We start from the raw sequence: 13,785 nt of genomic DNA, 5'->3' as shown, positions 1-13,785 counted from the left end.
AATGAATTAAAAACACCTTAAACCGAGTTCAGGTTAAATATTAACTTATCTTGGTCACTAAACTTAACCACCAAACTTAATTCTAACGCCAGCGTTAGCTATAAATCCGTCGTTGCGAGACCAAATATCTGTTGTCCATTGTCCACTTGATGCCCTAGCAGGCAATAGTAAAGGATGTTCGTCAGTTTGTTGTACGTCTAATAAGTTTTCCAAATTAATAAACCAACTGAATCTACCAAAGGTCATCTCGCCCATTAATCCTAAGTGCCAATATGGGTTCGATTCATTAATGTAAGGGTTATCATTAACTCGTTGTGTGCCCGTATAATACGCTTCAAAACCGGCTCTGAAATTACCGTGTTGTTCCCACATGGCAACAAAGCCAGCTGAGTGTTTGGGTGTTAATGCGATCTGTCTTCTACTATTTCCTGTTGGTGATTCTTCCGTTGCATCTAAGTACAAGTAGCTTGCCGTAAGTTTTACATCTTGCCAGCGGTAACGTAGTAAAACTTCCGAGCCACGAATCTTAGTTTCGCCTTCGGTATTCACTAATTTAATTCGGTCAAAAGTCGCATCGTTGTTAGAAGAAAAAGCTTCAACTCGTGTCACGTTATCAACATTCGAACCAAACAAAGTTAGGCTAGTTTCAATATTTTCAAAAATATAAGTAAAATCGAGAGAAGCGGTTTCTGCTTGTTCTTCTTGCAAGTTTTCAAGTGTCTCAAGTCTTGATAGACCAACTGATTCAATTTCTTCTACAAAAGGAGTGGTGGCAAAAAAACCTTGTCCGTAAGAACCTCTGATCGTTAAATTTGATGGACGATAAAGTAGCGATACTCTTGGACTAAATTGTGTTCCGTATTCACTATGTTCATCAACACGTGCACTGTAAGAAGTGGTTACTTCGTCAGTAAGCTCGTAATCTAATTGCGCAAATATTCCAGGAACTTCATAAGAATAATCAAATTGTGAGAAGGTTTCAGAAGCGTAGATTTCTGATTGATAAGCGATACCAGCTACCCAGTCACTTTTTTCGCCATAACCTGCAATACTCGTTTCCAGAAGGTAGCTTTCGTGTTGGTCTTCTTCAATAACAACACCGTAACCATGAGTATGATCTTGTACCATAGCTGAGGCTCGTGCATTTAAAGTTAGGCTGTCTAACACTGGCATATTAAATACAAGACCACTATCGATACGTTGTGATTCTTGCGATTGCTTAAAGAAAGACCCATCGGCGACTGTACCATTTTGTGTATTTCCGCCAACACGTTGTTCAGTCATAAAACCGAGCGTTGCATAAAGGGTTTCACCTTCTTCGCCCTCCCAAAAAAGTCGAGGTCGAGCGGTATACCTTTCATAATCAGCGAGATCTATCCAGCCATCATTATCAATGTCTTGTTCTTTTTGGTAATGAGCGCCAGCCGTTAATGATCCTTTAAGAGAATCAGTCAGTGGCGTTTCAATATACGATGTAATATCTTGTCCGTTGCGTGTGGTTGCATTAATTAGCACCTCACCGTTTAGCTCATCATCGGGTGTTCTCGATACAAGATTTATTACTCCACCAAGTGCTGAACCTCCGTAAAGAGATGAAGCTGAACCTTTAATGATTTCAACACGTCCTAAATCTGTAGGTGGTATTTGCATTAAACCGATAGATGAGGCTTGGTTACCGTAAAGAGGTAAACCGTCTGCTAGCAATTGTGTGTAGCGACCATACAAACCTTGCAAGCGAATATTTGCACTGCCCAAAGCTGGTGATGTGGTTTGCATACGCACTCCGCCAGTTTCAGCTACAAGCATAGAAATATTACCTGGTCGCATAGCAGCTTTTTCTTCAATTTCTTCTCGGTTAATCAGCTCTACACGTATAGGTTGATCGTTAGCAACTCGTCCTGAACGGGTAGCTTGGACAATAATTCTTTCTGTTTTTTCTTCGTGTTCATGTGAATGTTCATCCTCATGTTCATCGCCATCTTCATGATGCTCATCAGCTTCATGTTCATCATGATGCTGATCAGTTTCTTGATGCTGTTTCTTTTGAGTATTTTCTTGCGTTTGATAAGCACTATTTGACGACTTATCGGCACTAGCATTCTCAAAGTTAAGTTCATTGGCATAACTAAATGGAATAATACTAAAGGTAAAAATAAACATTGCTGGAGATTTGAAATTAAACATAGAAGGCATTTCTTACAAGATATTTGAATAAATGATAAGCTCCATTTTAAAGGTTACAGCTACTGGAAGGTCAAGGTGAAAATAGGTGAATTAGCAAGTAAAGCTCAGGTATCTGCAAAGACGGTTCGCTATTATGAAAATATAGGTTTGTTAACTCCTGCACGCAGAGAAGACAATGGCTATAGGCATTACCAAAAAGAAAATGTTGATACGTTAATTTTCATTAGACGTTGCCGAGAATTAAACATTGCCATTAGTGATATAAAGCTACTTATTGAGGTACAACAAGATCCAAAAGGATCGTGCTCTTCAGTAGATAAAATTATTGCTGATCAGTTAGCTCGCATTCAACAAAGCCAGAGAGAACTTGCTTTACTTGAACAGTCTTTGTCTTCCCTAGCCTCTTCGTGTAAAAATCATCAAGTTGAAGATTGTGGTATTTTACATCAGTTAAAATCAGACTAGCTCTAAACTAAGCTTTAAATAACATTTGGGATAACAACTTTTAAGTGCTCATAAAATAAAAAGGAACGGTTATTAAACAGTTCCTTTTAATCTTGGCTAGTTGTCGCTAGTGACATGAATTGTTTACCACTAGGTTATCAATAATGAATAAAGCTATTTGCCTAAGTTAAAGTCAGGGAGCTAAATTTCATTTTGATTAATTGATTTTCAAGTTAAGTTTTCAAGTTAAGTTTTTAAGTTATTTCTTTCAACTATGCCCATCAACTTGTAGGTTAATAATGCTGCCGAAAAGTCATAAGCATGAAAACCTTCAATAGGTGCATATTCCATAATATCAAAGCCAATAATATTACGTTGCTTAGCTACCGACTCAAATAAATTAAGAGTTTGATACCAAGATAAACCACCTGGTACAGGCGTACCTGTTGATGGAAATACCGAAGGATCGATACCATCAATATCAACCGTAAAAAATACATTTTTAGGGAAGCTTTCAGGTAACGTAATACTTTGAATATTGTTAGGTACTAACTCGTCTGCATCTTGAAAGTAAACACCATGTTTTTCGCGTGTTGCGATTTCTTCTTCACAAAAAGCACGAATCCCTAATTGATATAACGGAATGTCTAAATCAACCAAACGCTTCATTACTGAGGCATGGCTTAGTTTGTCGCCTTCGTAAGCGTCTCGTAAGTCAGCATGTGCATCTATTTGAACAACACCAAAGTCTGTAATACCTGCATCTAAATAACCTTTAATAACACCATAAGTTACTGTGTGCTCGCCACCTAAAACAACAGGCATACTGCCAGCTTTAAGTATTTTGGTTACTGCATTCGCTATATTTTCAATGACTTGATCAGGTTCAACAGTACAATCAACCACGTCGCAAGTATGAATACCTAAAGCAGATGGATTAGATTTTCCATCCCAAGTTTCAAGCTGTTCAGACGCTTCTAATATAGTTAATGGTCCTTTTGCCGTGCCGCCACTGTAAGAAACTGTTTTTTCATAAGGCACAGGTAAAACCGAAAACGCTGATTGTTCAATAGGCGCTTGTTCTATTTCTGAAGCAAGAAAAATAGGGTATTTATTTGTCATAGTATTATCTAATTAATGGATGATCTTAAAATCATACGTTGTTAACGGGTGTTAGGTTTATAGCCTTAAGATAAACGTTGTTTAAAGTCTTCATAAGCAAAAGATTTAACAACCTTTAACGCACCTGTTTCTGAATTCCAAATAGCGATTGATGGTAACTTAGTGCCATTAAACGTACTGGTTTTTACCATAGTGTAATGAGCCATATCTTCAAAAACTAAGCGTTGCCCTACTACGACTTCAGCATCAAAACTGTAGTCGTTAATTACATCGCCAGCTAAACACGTTAAGCCACCTAAACGATAGGTATAGGCTTTTTCGTTAGCTTCACCAGCACTTGTAATATCTGCTCGATACGGCATTTCTAAGGTATCTGGCATATGACAAGTTGCTGAAGTGTCTAAAATCAGTTGCGGAAAGTCGTTATGAATAACATCAAGGACTTCGCAACTTAATATGCCACTACCAATAGCAACAGCTTCGCCCGGTTCGATATAAACCTGTAGCGAGTATTTACTCATAAACTGTGCGATACAATTAACTAAACCATCAGTGTCGTAACCTGGAGCAGTAATATGATGACCACCACCAAAGTTGATCCATTTCAGTTGCCCAAATAAATGTGAAAACTGCGCTTCAACACTGGCTAAAGTACGTTGTAACGGTAAAAAGCCTTGTTCGCATAAAGTATGAAAATGCAAACCTGATATCAAAGTAAACGCACGCTGAAAATCAGCCTGAGCAAGATACTTTTCTAACTCTGACGCTGGAGTGCCTAAACGAGAACCTTTTGCACATGGGTCGTAAAGTTCAACATCGCCTTCAGAATGCTGTGGATTAACACGCAAACCAAAAGATAAGTCGCTACGTTTTGCTAATGCTTCGCGGCATATCTCTTCAAAACGTAGTAACTGGCTTGGGCTGTTAAAAACAATATGATGCGCAAACGTTACTAGCTCGCGTACATCCGCTTCGCAAAAAGCGGCTGAGTACACATGTATTTCACCCGTGTAAAATTCTTTTGCTAATTTGGCTTCGTGTAAACCACTTGAACAAGTACCACTAAGGTACTTGTTTGTTAAGGGTGCCAACGACCACATAGAAAAAGCTTTTAACGCGTGAAGTACTTTCGCCCCACTTTGCTGTTGTACGTTATTTAATATTTTTAAATTACGTTCAATAGCAATTTCATCTACCACAAAACATGGTGACGGTAAGCGAGCTAAATCAAGCTGTGTAAAATCTGTAAATTGCATCGTATTATTTTCTTAGCACTTATAAAGTTTGTTAATTGTTATTACTTATCAAGGTCGAATTGATCAAGTTCAATTACTTTCCAAGGTAAGCCACATTCGTTCATATCTGCCATAAACAAGTCTGGATCGAATTGCTCAATGTTGAATACGCCCGGTTCTAACCAGTTTTTCTCTACCATCATTTTTGCGCCAATCATTGCTGGAACACCTGTGGTGTATGAAATAGCTTGAGAAGCCACTTCTTTATAACACGCTTCATGGTCACAAATTTGGTAACAGTAAACGATTTTTTCTTTGCCGTCTTTTATGCCGCGAACAACAGTACCAATACAGGTTTTACCTTTTGTTCTTGGACCTAAGCTAGACGGATCAGGTAATAATTTAGCTAATAATTGAATAGGTACAATTTGCTGACCCTCATATTCAATTGGCTCGATACCTGTCATGCCTACATTACCTAATACTTCTAGGTGTTTTAGGTAGTTGTCTGAAAAACTCATCCAGAACTGTGCACGTTTCAACGTTGGGAAATGAACCGATAACGACTCTAATTCTTCGTGATACATACGGTAAATATCAAAATCACCTACGCCATCAGGGCAAGTAAATTTAGCTTTTTTGCTCATTGCTGGTGTCGTTACAAACTCACCATCTTCAAAGTGACGACATTCAGCCGTAACTTCACGAATGTTAATCTCTGGATTAAAGTTCGTAGCAAATGGGTAACCATGATCGCCACCATTAACATCAATAATGTCTAGGTAATGAATTTCGTCAAAGTAATGTTTAGCTACATAAGCAGTAAACATATTGGTTGCACCTGGATCAAAACCACTACCTAAAAGCGCAGTTAAACCTGCCTTTTTAAATTTGTCTTGGTAAGCCCACTGCCACTTATATTCAAACTTAGCTGTGTCTAACGGCTCGTAGTTTGCTGTATCCATGTAATGTACGCCAGCTTCTAAACAAGCGTCCATTATAGTTAAATCTTGATACGGTAAAGCTACGTTAATTACCATAAACGGTTGTTCTTTTTTAAGAAGAGCAACTAGCTCAGGAACGTTATCAGCATCAACTTGGGCGGTACTAATAGTTACACCCGTTTTTTCTTTAACGCTATCAGCAATAGCTTTACATTTAGCTTCTGTTCTACTTGCTAATACAATTTCAGTAAATACGTTTTTTTGTTGAGCACATTTTTGTGCAACTACATTACCAACACCACCGGCGCCAATTATCACAACTTTAGTCATGAGTGTTCCTCTTTCTCAAAATAGGTGTAACCATTAAGACTCGCTTTAAAAGCCTTCATCATTTCTGTACGTTTTAATGCAGTAATTTTACCGCTGCGTACCGCTTTTTCTGAACGTGTTCTAAATTGTTCAGTTAGAAAATCTGTGTTGTATTCAACATAAGACAACACATCGGCGATACTGTCACCGTGAAATTCTCTAATAAAATCATACGTACCATCGTCATTAATGTGTACGCTAACCACGTTAGTATCACCAAATAGGTTATGTAAATCACCTAATGTTTCTTGGTAAGCACCAACAAGAAAAACACCTAAATAGTATTCTTCGTTTTCTTTTAAAGGATGTAACCTTAATGTTGGTTTAATACCTTCATTGGTTACAAAATTGTCAATTTTACCGTCACAATCACAGGTAATATCAGCAATAATAGCTTGTCTATTAGGCTCTTCATCTAAACGATGAATCGGCATAATAGGGAAAACTTGATCAATCGCCCAAATATCAGGTAGTGACTGAAATAAGCTAAAGTTGCCGTAATAAACGTCAGCTAAAAGCTCAGGTAAGTTTTCTAATTCTGGCGGACAACGATCAAGACTTTTGATAATAGTCGCAACTTTATCAAGTACCGATAAGGTTAAATTGTCAGCCAAAGCACGATCACTTAAGTTTGCTTGTCCACGGCGAAATAATTCTCTAATTTCGTCACGATAGTACATAGCATCGTTGTAACATTCTTGAAAGTTATCAGCCGTTACCGCTTTATTTACCGCCCACAAGTTATGTACTAACTCGTGACGACTTTCAGGTAGTTCTTGAGGTAATGGTGATGGTCTATGATCACGAACATCAAGCACGTTAAATAACAGCATAGATGAATATGAAACAGTTGCTCTGCCCGACTCAGTTACAATTACGGGATGACTTACATCAAGTGGGTCTAAACATTCGCAAATAGTTTCTACTATGTTTAAGCAATATTCATCTAACTGGTAGTTTTTACTATGAGTGTTATTAGTACGCGCACCTTCATAATCTACCGCTAAACCGCCGCCTAAATCTAAGTAACCCATTGGGGCACCTTCATTGATCAAGCCTGTGTAAAAACGACAAGCTTCAAGCACACCACTACGGATATTACGAATATTAGGAATTTGCGATCCTAAATGACAATGTAATAACTGCAAACAGTGGATCATGTTAGCTTCTTTTAATTGGTTTAATACTTCAACTAATGAAGCTGTAGATAAACCAAAAATAGAGCGATCACCGCTGTCTTCATTCCAATGCCCATCCACAACAACGCTAGGTTTAATACGCACACCTAACAAAGGCTCAATACCTAGCGCCGCACTACGTTCTAAAATAGTCGGTAATTCAGTCGGCGTTTCTAAAACAAAAAAGCAAGGTATGCCCATCTCTTTTGCGTATAAACCTAACTCAATAAATTCTGAATCTTTGTAGCCATTACAAATAATAAGGCTGTTATTGTCTTTTTGTTTAGACAAAGCAATCAATAATTCAGCTTTACTACCGGCTTCAAAACCATGATTAAAGTCTTGACCAAAGTTGGCAATCTCTTCAATTACATGGCATTGCTGATTCACCTTAATAGGGAATACGCCACGATAATGGTTCTGATAATTGTATTCTTTAATTGCGCGAGCAAATGCTGTATTTAATGATTCAATACGATCATCTAATAAGTTATCAATCCTTAAAATGCTTGGCATTTCAAGGCCTCTATCTTTCATACCCGCAATAATATCAATAAGCTCTACGCTTACTTTTTTACCTGCATCATTTTGTACATTAACAACAGCATTACCTTTGTCAGAAATATCGAAATATCCTGAACACCAGTTTTTAACGCCGTAGTAGTTTGCGCTGTCTGCTACAGACCAAGAAGTGTTTTCTTTGTCTGTAGTTTGTTCACAAGATGATTGGTTAGAAGTCGTCAATTTTATGTCTCACAATTATCAAAATTACCTTTGTATATATCCTAAAAAATAGATTACAAAAGTTGCATACTCCAAAAAAAGTTGGTGAATTTTAGTGCTAAAATCAGATTTAGCAAGAAAATTTTATCCCTATTTAAAAAATTATTTTTACGCCTAAAAAAACAAACCATAACCCATTGATTTATAGAATTTAAAACCAATTTTTCAGATATAAATAAATATTGTGATTTCGTTAAAAAATCATAAAATCAGCCATAAAATAATAATTATAAATATATTGCTCAATTTATTGTTTAATTATCCTACAGCATCATGGCTAACATAAGACAATTTTAAAAGAAAAACTTAAGTTAAATTGAATATAAAAATGGCGAAGTAAAAAAGTGAAAAATTAGATGCTTAACCGAGAGGATCTTAATTAAAAATAAGGGGTGGTAGATAGGTAAAATTAAAGGAAAATCAGAATGAATAAAAACGGCTTAACGAGTGTAATTATTCACTCGTTAAGTCATCTCAAAAAGAAAATCAAAGTGGATTCAGGTTATTTATACTTCGCTTGTTTTTAGCTCTTTTGCAGCAATCCATTTAAATAATAATAAAGACAAAATAGCCGCAACCATAAATCCTAAAGTTAACGGATAAGTGGTTTCGTTATAAAAACGACCAATAACAACGGCGATGATTACAGATATAAAAGTGGAAAGAAAACCTATTATCGCAGCACCAATACCTGCCATTTTACCTAATGGTTGCATAGACAATGAGGTTAAATTTCCGCTAGTAAGCCCAATACAAACAAATAAAATAACCATATAAACGGTAAGTAACCAGAGCGGAGGCAAGCCATTAAAGTAGAAAGTGATACAGGCAAATAAACATGATGCAGACGCTAATACCATTAATGCGCGAGATGCCATTTTACGCATACCGTGTTTCATCACTTTTTTACCATTAAATAAAGCCGCACCGCCTAATACTGACGAAATACCGGCAAAGTAATAAGGAAAGTTTTCAGCGAGTTCGTACTGCACTTGAAATAGCTGAGGCGATGAACTTAAAAAGAATAAAAAAGGGCCAAATATAAAGCCCGACGCCAATGTATAGCCGATAACAACAGGGTTTTTGAACACTGCATTTAAACCTTGCTTTACTCTTTGCCAAGTAAAGTCAGTTCTATCGTTAGGATCAAGTGTTTCAGCTTGTCTTATCAAATACCAACTCAATAAAACAAGTCCAAATAAACCAATAAATATAAAAATAGCGCGCCAGTTAAACAGGGTTAATACCGCCTGCCCCATCATAGGCGCAAGCATAGGAACAAATACAAAAATCATCGACACAAAAGACATCACCTTGGCCATAGGTCGACCTTGAAAAAGGTCTCTAATAATTGTCATTGATAAAACTCTTGGAGCCGACACACCTATACCTTGTAAAAAACGGCTGAACAAAATGGTGTTATAGTCAGTGGAATAAATTGCCAGTACACTTCCAGTAAAGAAGATAGACAAACCAACAAGCATAGCTTTACGTCTACCCACAGAATCAGACCAAGGACCAAACACCAGTTGGCCACAAGCTAAGCCCACCATGAAAAACGCAATCATCAACTGATTGTCGTTGCTGTTGGTATTTCCCATCGAAGTGCCAATAGATTCAAGCGCAGGTAATATAGAATCTATAGACAATGCCACTAACGACATCATCATAGCCATTAGGCCAATAAATTCTTTAAATGGAAGTGTTTGTTTTTGGTATTGATTAAGCAATTAAACCTCGGTATTTAATAGTACAACATGAAAAATTTTGATTTTATCTAAGATCACTCATTTTTAAATAAACAGCTCATCATACGATAAGAAATTCATAAAAAGAGAACGAAGCTAAATAAAAATTGGAAATATAGCGAAAAAGATAAGCATGATAGACAATTCACATTAAATGATAAATACTATAAAAATGAATTCACTTATCACATTTAAAGAACAATGAATTTACTCAAATCTATCGAAGTATTCCAAGTGGTATGTAAATACAAAAGCTTTAGTAAAGCAGCTAATCATTTAAATCTAGTACCTTCAGCTGTAAGTAGGCAAATAAACGAATTAGAAAAACACCTCAACATACGTTTACTTAACAGAACTACACGCTCAATCAGCTTAACTACTGATGGCAGACGTTACCTTCAAAAAATGGAAGTTATCACCCAAAATGTCGGTGAATTAGTTAGCTTAACTAGCGACGAAAAAGTCATAAAAGATCATATCAACTTCACTGCTTCTCCAGCTTTAGGGGAACATATTCTTTTAGAACCAATCAATGAGTTTTCACTAAAATACCCAGGGGTTTCGTTAACCCTTAACTTAGTGAACCGAGATGTAAACCTAGTTGAAGAAGGCTACGACTTAGCCTTAAGGGTTGGAGGTTTAGAAGATTCAAGCATGATTTCACGACAGATATACAGCTTTCCTTTTGTTGTAGTCGCGAGTCCAAATTATATAAAAGAACATGGTGCACCACTTCACCCCAAAGATCTAAGCCAACATAATTGTATTATTAACACCATAATGAGAACTCCCTATCGTTGGAAATTTGTTGAAGGTAAAAATAAAATTCAAATAAAAGTGAAAGGTAGTATAGAAGCGAATAACGATGCAATGCAGCAAGGTTTTTCAACTGCAGGTTTGGGTATTTCTTACATCCCTCTTTTTATTGTAAAAGAGCAAATAGCCAGCGGGAAATTAGTACCAATTTTAACCGAATATACACCTGAACCTGTTCCCATATCTATTGTATATCCAAGCAGAAAGCACTTAAGTAACGCCAAAAGAAAATTCATCGATACCCTAGCCGAATACTTTCTTGATAAAAATCCACAAAAGTAAGAGATTGAGTATTAAGGTGTTGTTCGTTATATTGGTTTAAATGTAAAAGAATTCGCTATGAGCTTATGAAAGTCATGTTCGAACTTTCCTAATGAATGGCAAGGAAGCAATATGAATATTACCACGAAAATGAGCCTAATTATCGGATCTGCATTACTTTCTGGTATGTACAATACCTTACAAGCTGAAGAAGTTTGCAGTATTGATACCTGTATTCAATTCAATAACACGCAGTTAAACATACCTTCCGACTACATTCTTAATGCCGAATTCAAAGAATATCCTAAATATATCAAATCTGTAGATAAAACCCCCGTCTCCTCTCTACATGTAAAAGATCGAAGTTTATGTTCAAATTTTTGTGATGAATCTTTCAAAGGAGAGATATTTGCAGGCGGCGATGGCAGTAAAAGATTAAGATCTTTTCATGAAGATAACTACTCCACCTCTCTTTGGGATATTCAATTTACAAGTAATAAAGAAACAACAAACACAGCATTAGGTATTATTTATAATGAAACCACTATGCTACAAATTACCGACGATAAAAGCCTCTGGTTAGAATTGATTGACCAACTAAAAAATAAAAAATTAGAAAGAGAAGCATTAGAAAACGCAGCAACTGAAAGTGAAGCATTAAAAAACGCAGCACCTGAAAGTGAAGCATTAGAAAACGCAGCACCTAAAAGTGAAGCATTAGAAAACGAAGAATAAACAAGACTTAATATTCGATTTAATGATGATTATGTTTTATGAGGGTTTATGCGCTTACTTATAATCTTATTAATGCTCATAACGCCAATAGCTATTGCGCAAAGCTTCCAAAAGTTTACTACAGGGCTACAAAAAGACATCCTAGTTGGTGAAGTAGATGGACTCTCATTAACTATAAATATCGCCCTACCAGAAAAAAGCACCCAAATGCCTCAACCAGCACTTGTATATATTCATGGTGGTGGTTTAACTAAAGGTGATAAAAATAAATTTAATAAACAACTCACTAAAATGGCTAAACGTGGAGTTATAGCTGCGAGTGTTATGTACCGCTTTGCACCTGAACATCGTTTTCCTGCGGCTATTGAAGATATTGAATCCGCAATACGTTTTTTAAAAGCTCACTCTAAAGAATTAAACCTGAATCCTGACCGTATTGTTATTTTAGGTGTTTCTGCAGGTGCTTATTTAGCAACTATGGTAGGTGTTACAGGTAATGCTGATGGTTTTTCCAAACATGGTATGTATACTGATTTTGACTCAACGGTAACAGCTGTTATTTCCTACTCAGGCAGTCTTGCTGATTTCACCAACCCCGAATATCAAAATTTCAGATTAGTTAAACGTTTTATTAGCCTTAACGAGCCTGATAAGAATAAAGCCTTATCGGCAATATCGCCAGTAACTTATTTAGATAAAAACGATCCTCCATTCTTTCTAGCTCATGGAAGTGCTGATGAAGTTGTCCCCGTAGAAATGACACGAGACTTTGTACTTGAATTAAAGAAACTTGATCACACATTTGAATATATAGAAGTTGAAGGCGGAAAACACAGTCTAAGCTCAACACGTCCCAAAAAAGCATCTGAAGTTTTTAGTGCTTCGATGGAATTTTTCAAGAAATACGCTTTTAAATAATACTTAATTATTATCCCCCTAACCTTATTAAAGCACTAAGTATTACTAACAATAAACTTACCTCTAATTGTTAGATTGTTATTTTTATCACTAAGTACAGCAAGTGCTCAATATTCACATTACCTAACAGATGAAGAGTTTGAAGTAGCTTCACCATACTTTAAAGATCCTCTATTTTAAGAGCTTCCTATTTTAAATAACTTAACGGCTTCCAGTACTTCAAAAAATATCATAGCGGCCCTTCCGTATTAATTCATGAGGCGTTAAAAGTAGAGGCAATAAAATCTGATATAGAATAAATGCTAAAACACATAAAAATTGAGAACGGAACCATACAAATTAGATAATGAATACTCGTCTGCTTTGGCCTAAATCAGACATTAACAAGAGTTATTGTGACACTAAGTTAACTGATGAAAAATAGTCTTTATTTCGTTGCTAAAATGGATTGATTATTAAGGTTTTAAGGCATAGTCACTTGTTATGTGACGTTACATGCCGGTATATACGCCAAAATAAAATTATCCCCGTAAAAGCTATAAAAAACAAATACATCTTTGGAGATTCATCAAATGTAATTTCGCTATTTTTAGCTGAGATTTTACCAGTAAATGATATATAAAAAGTCCAAAGAGTTAAGGCTATTGTAATTACTTTTTCTTGAGGCTTATTAAAATCAATTTTACGCCACCAAGACTCTTCAGAAGCTTCATTTTTATCAGTGCCATTTTTTGCATTTTCTTTAGCTTCATCAGAAAACTTTTGTAAATGCTTTTTTACTTCGTTATATCGTTCAGGCCATGCTTCTTTATCTATGTTTTCATAAACATCGAGCAATTCTGCTTCAGTGTACGATTGATAGTCTGGATTCATATTTAGTCACATAACGCCGCATTAAGCGGACTAAAATAGTGGGTTATAATGTGTAGCGAAGCGAAACGTAACCCACTGTTTTAGTTCCGTTTAAATACCCTTATAGTTGCTCCGTTCCATTAATTAATCAGTTTACCTCACTCATTAATAGGTGGAATATGCTTCTGTTGCTTAC

The 13,785-nt window shown here is 36.2% G+C and carries 11 protein-coding genes; 4 read left to right on the top strand and 7 right to left on the bottom strand.

Translation table 11 applies throughout. The features are described 5' to 3' along the window. Positions 1-63 precede the first annotated feature (63 nt). On the bottom strand, positions 64-2,184 hold the full coding sequence (locus tag Q5N69_RS16750; protein WP_304370233.1) for a TonB-dependent siderophore receptor: 2,121 nt from the start codon (positions 2,182-2,184) through the stop codon (positions 64-66). 75 nt (positions 2,185-2,259) lie between these two features. Here Q5N69_RS16750 and Q5N69_RS16745 point away from each other — a divergent pair, with 75 nt between their 5' ends. Further along, positions 2,260-2,649 (top strand): MerR family transcriptional regulator, encoded by a 390-nt coding sequence (locus Q5N69_RS16745; protein WP_304370232.1) that lies wholly within the window; start codon positions 2,260-2,262, stop codon positions 2,647-2,649. A 225-nt stretch (positions 2,650-2,874) separates the two neighbouring features. On the opposite strand, the gene speB is transcribed toward Q5N69_RS16745, so the two are convergent. The 5 genes from speB to Q5N69_RS16720 all read right to left on the bottom strand — a co-directional run bounded on the left by speB (position 2,875) and on the right by Q5N69_RS16720 (position 9,989). Further along, on the bottom strand, positions 2,875-3,750 hold the full coding sequence (speB, locus tag Q5N69_RS16740) for an agmatinase (RefSeq protein ID WP_304370231.1): 876 nt from the start codon (positions 3,748-3,750) through the stop codon (positions 2,875-2,877). A gap of 65 nt (positions 3,751-3,815) precedes the next feature. Next, positions 3,816-5,006, bottom strand: a complete 1,191-nt coding sequence (nspC, locus tag Q5N69_RS16735; protein WP_304370230.1) for a carboxynorspermidine decarboxylase — start codon at positions 5,004-5,006, stop codon at positions 3,816-3,818. A gap of 41 nt (positions 5,007-5,047) precedes the next feature. Then, positions 5,048-6,259 (bottom strand): saccharopine dehydrogenase family protein, encoded by a 1,212-nt coding sequence (locus Q5N69_RS16730; RefSeq protein ID WP_304370229.1) that lies wholly within the window; start codon positions 6,257-6,259, stop codon positions 5,048-5,050. After that, on the bottom strand, positions 6,256-8,220 hold the full coding sequence (gene speA / locus Q5N69_RS16725; RefSeq protein WP_304370228.1) for a biosynthetic arginine decarboxylase: 1,965 nt from the start codon (positions 8,218-8,220) through the stop codon (positions 6,256-6,258). Before speA ends, Q5N69_RS16730 begins: the two co-directional genes overlap by 4 nt. 545 nt (positions 8,221-8,765) lie before the next feature. Then, complete coding sequence (locus tag Q5N69_RS16720) at positions 8,766-9,989, bottom strand: multidrug effflux MFS transporter (protein ID WP_304370227.1); 1,224 nt, start codon at positions 9,987-9,989, stop codon at positions 8,766-8,768. 219 nt (positions 9,990-10,208) lie between these two features. On the opposite strand from Q5N69_RS16720, the gene Q5N69_RS16715 reads away from it, so the two are divergent. The 3 genes from Q5N69_RS16715 (at position 10,209) to Q5N69_RS16705 (ending at position 12,737) form a co-directional block, all read left to right on the top strand. Further along, positions 10,209-11,105, top strand: a complete 897-nt coding sequence (locus Q5N69_RS16715; RefSeq protein WP_304370226.1) for a LysR family transcriptional regulator — start codon at positions 10,209-10,211, stop codon at positions 11,103-11,105. Positions 11,106-11,216: 111 nt separating this feature from the next. Beyond that, a complete protein-coding gene (locus Q5N69_RS16710; RefSeq protein ID WP_304370225.1) occupies positions 11,217-11,819 on the top strand; it encodes a hypothetical protein in 603 nt (200 codons plus the stop codon). Between the two features lie 48 nt (positions 11,820-11,867). Then, on the top strand, positions 11,868-12,737 hold the full coding sequence (locus Q5N69_RS16705) for an alpha/beta hydrolase (RefSeq protein ID WP_304370224.1): 870 nt from the start codon (positions 11,868-11,870) through the stop codon (positions 12,735-12,737). A 474-nt stretch (positions 12,738-13,211) separates the two neighbouring features. On the opposite strand, the gene Q5N69_RS16700 is transcribed toward Q5N69_RS16705, so the two are convergent. Beyond that, on the bottom strand, positions 13,212-13,610 hold the full coding sequence (locus tag Q5N69_RS16700; RefSeq protein WP_304370223.1) for a hypothetical protein: 399 nt from the start codon (positions 13,608-13,610) through the stop codon (positions 13,212-13,214). Between the last annotated feature and the right edge of the window lie 175 nt (positions 13,611-13,785).

The sequence above is a fragment of the Pseudocolwellia sp. AS88 genome (genome assembly GCF_030551755.1).
Lineage (GTDB): Bacteria > Pseudomonadota > Gammaproteobacteria > Enterobacterales > Alteromonadaceae > Pseudocolwellia.
Note: the sequence above shows the minus strand (reverse complement) of the source record. Positions and strands in the feature narration are given on the sequence as shown.

Bases quoted from the DNA above. Each gene is read 5' to 3' on its own strand.
- Q5N69_RS16750 (WP_304370233.1), bottom strand. From the start codon at position 2,184: ATGTTTAATTTCAAATCTCCAGCAATGTTTATTTTTACCTTTAGTATT.
- speB (WP_304370231.1), bottom strand. From the start codon at position 3,750: ATGACAAATAAATACCCTATTTTTCTTGCTTCAGAAATAGAACAAGCG.
- nspC (WP_304370230.1), bottom strand. From the start codon at position 5,006: ATGCAATTTACAGATTTTACACAGCTTGATTTAGCTCGCTTACCGTCA.
- Q5N69_RS16730 (WP_304370229.1), bottom strand. From the start codon at position 6,259: ATGACTAAAGTTGTGATAATTGGCGCCGGTGGTGTTGGTAATGTAGTT.
- Q5N69_RS16715 (WP_304370226.1), top strand. From the start codon at position 10,209: ATGAATTTACTCAAATCTATCGAAGTATTCCAAGTGGTATGTAAATAC.
- Q5N69_RS16710 (WP_304370225.1), top strand. From the start codon at position 11,217: ATGAATATTACCACGAAAATGAGCCTAATTATCGGATCTGCATTACTT.
- Q5N69_RS16705 (WP_304370224.1), top strand. From the start codon at position 11,868: ATGCGCTTACTTATAATCTTATTAATGCTCATAACGCCAATAGCTATT.
- Q5N69_RS16700 (WP_304370223.1), bottom strand. From the start codon at position 13,610: ATGAATCCAGACTATCAATCGTACACTGAAGCAGAATTGCTCGATGTT.